The organism is Bartonella sp. AP21QHHD (genome assembly GCF_042196205.1).
GTDB lineage: Bacteria > Pseudomonadota > Alphaproteobacteria > Rhizobiales > Rhizobiaceae > Bartonella.
Genome location: NZ_JBHIPT010000068.1, coordinates 1 through 2,152 on the forward strand (window position 1 = coordinate 1; position 2,152 = coordinate 2,152).

The 2,152-nt window shown below is 37.6% G+C and carries 3 protein-coding genes; all 3 read left to right on the plus strand.

Annotated elements, in window-relative coordinates; translation table 11 throughout:
- Positions 1-50 precede the first annotated feature (50 nt).
- The gene (locus ACFIMC_RS04725; RefSeq protein ID WP_375685674.1) at positions 51-440 is read left to right on the plus strand and encodes a hypothetical protein; all 390 of its coding nucleotides are present in this window, start codon (positions 51-53) and stop codon (positions 438-440) included.
- Positions 441-727: 287 nt separating this feature from the next.
- The gene (locus ACFIMC_RS04730) at positions 728-1,246 is read left to right on the plus strand and encodes a Rha family transcriptional regulator (protein ID WP_375635162.1); all 519 of its coding nucleotides are present in this window, start codon (positions 728-730) and stop codon (positions 1,244-1,246) included.
- Positions 1,247-1,330: 84 nt separating this feature from the next.
- A complete protein-coding gene (locus ACFIMC_RS04735) occupies positions 1,331-2,071 on the plus strand; it encodes a hypothetical protein (protein WP_375626935.1) in 741 nt (246 codons plus the stop codon).
- Positions 2,072-2,152 lie beyond the last annotated feature (81 nt).

Sequence of the window (2,152 nt, forward strand, 5' to 3'; positions counted from 1 at the left end):
AATAAACCCATTGGTAAAGTTATGGATTTAGATAGGGGATATTAAACCAGATGTTTTTAAAAAAACGTAAACAGAAGGGGGGAAAAAAGTTCGTTGCAACGGCGGTGGGGCATGCCCCATGGGGATTAGGGGTGGCAGAGTATTTTTACAATCTCTATGAATACGAAGATGGTATGAGAGAATATGAGGAATTCGATGGTGGTCAGTATCATGAGATGCCTGAGAATGTTGATTACAGTACCAAGGCGCAAGTGAAAGCTTGGATATACGGTGGTGATTTGCCAAGAAGCGTATTGAGTTGCGAAGCGTTGATAGACGAGGTGAATAGGGAAATCAAAAAACGTACAGTTAAAGCAGTGAAAACTTATGATGATATAGACAACGAGCTAGAGAAAGCACTTGGTATTCAATTAGGTAGGTATCAAAATGAAAAAAATTGAAAAAAATAAAAAATACGTATTGACTTTAAAAGGTCATTCTGTTAAACGAATCATTAAGTGCTAGAAACACTAAACATGTAGCGAATAGATTACGAAACAATCTTTTCCTGCTTCAAAATTTGGCTTTATTTTTATGCTATTATTGGCATATAACGATTTTGTCGGGTGTGGTTACGCTATACAATACCCTTATGGGAAAGGCGTGACGACGGACTACATGCCGTGTTTCTAGCGCCCGGCACTCTTTTAGAGTGTCAATAGAAATTTTAAACATGTAGGAGTTCCCTATGAACAATTTAGTAACAATCAACAATGCTGGTATTGCTGTCACAACTTCTTTGAAAATTGCAGAGGGTGTAGGTAATAAGCACAAAACAGTTATACAGTTGGTTCGTCAAAATATTAAAGACTTTGAAGAACTTGGAAGGGTCGCATTTGAAATGCTACCCTTTGAAACCAAGGGTGGAATACAAAAGAGAGAAGTTGCCATCCTTAATGAATCACAAGCAACTTTGCTCATGACATATATGCGCAATAATGACACGGTGCGTGCATTTAAAAAGGCGCTTGTTAAAGCTTTTTATGAATTAAAAAGCCAATCAAAAAATCATGATTTATTCTCTAGAGATAATGATTTATTTTCTTATGAAAGTTTAAAAGCTCCTGAGGGAATTGGTAAAGTTTTGGGAATGATTGCTGCGCGTTTATCGTATGTAAATGATCTACAAAAAGAGCTTGATCACTACAAATTGGTTACGACAGAAGCCAAGCGTGTCTTAACAAACGCTATTGCAAAAGCAGCATAAGACAGCAGCGGCGGTGCGGGGGCGCCCCTCTTTAAAATTCTTTCATTCAAAAATTTGTTTAAATATTAGATTAGGGAGCTACCTATGACCACTAAAAATGTATCCAAAAAATATGAACTCACAGATGAAATCCACCGTATTCCTGAGGGAAAAACTGTACGTCGTATAAGAGCATTAAGAGATTTTGCAGATGTTAAAGCAGGTGATCTCGGTGGCGTTATTGAAAACGAAAAAAGCTTATCACATGATGGTGATTGCTGGGTTTATGATAACGCCATGGTTGCTATGGATTCTGTTGTTTCTGAAAATGCACAAGTGCGTAATAATGCACGTGTTTATAAAAGTGCAAAAATATCAGGCAACGCTATTGTTTGTGACAATGCTCAGGTTTTTCATAATGCAAAAATTTCTGATAATGCAAAAATTTGTGATAACGCAATGGTTAATGGTAATGTTTTTGGCAATGCAGTTGTTTGTGATAATGCTCAGGTCTCTTTTCTTGGTCATATTTCTGATAATGCAAAAGTTTCTGATTATGCGCATGTAACTGGCAGGGTTTATGGAAATGCACGCGTTTATGGAAATGCTTGTATTTATGGATTTTCTGAGATTTACGATGATGCGCAGGTTTATGACAGGGCTACTATTTCTGAGCATGTAAAGGTTTATGGAAATGCACGGGTTTGTGATCAGGCAACGGTTTATAGCAAGCCTCGTACAGATGGCTATGCACCACCTATCTATGTAAAGATTTATGGCAATGCCGTGGTTAATGGCAATCAAAAAATTTCTGAAGATATTTGTGGTGATGATAAAGCAGCGTAAATAACGGGGCGGGGGGCTGCTTTATAGCAAAAAAGCCGCGTCCTTTAAGACACGGCTTTTATTATCAAAACAGCTAGCGAT

Excerpts from the sequence above, each read along its gene's own strand:
- ACFIMC_RS04735 (WP_375626935.1), top strand. The coding sequence starts at position 1,331 with ATGACCACTAAAAATGTATCCAAAAAATATGAACTCACAGATGAAATC.
- ACFIMC_RS04725 (WP_375685674.1), top strand. The coding sequence starts at position 51 with ATGTTTTTAAAAAAACGTAAACAGAAGGGGGGAAAAAAGTTCGTTGCA.
- ACFIMC_RS04730 (WP_375635162.1), top strand. The coding sequence starts at position 728 with ATGAACAATTTAGTAACAATCAACAATGCTGGTATTGCTGTCACAACT.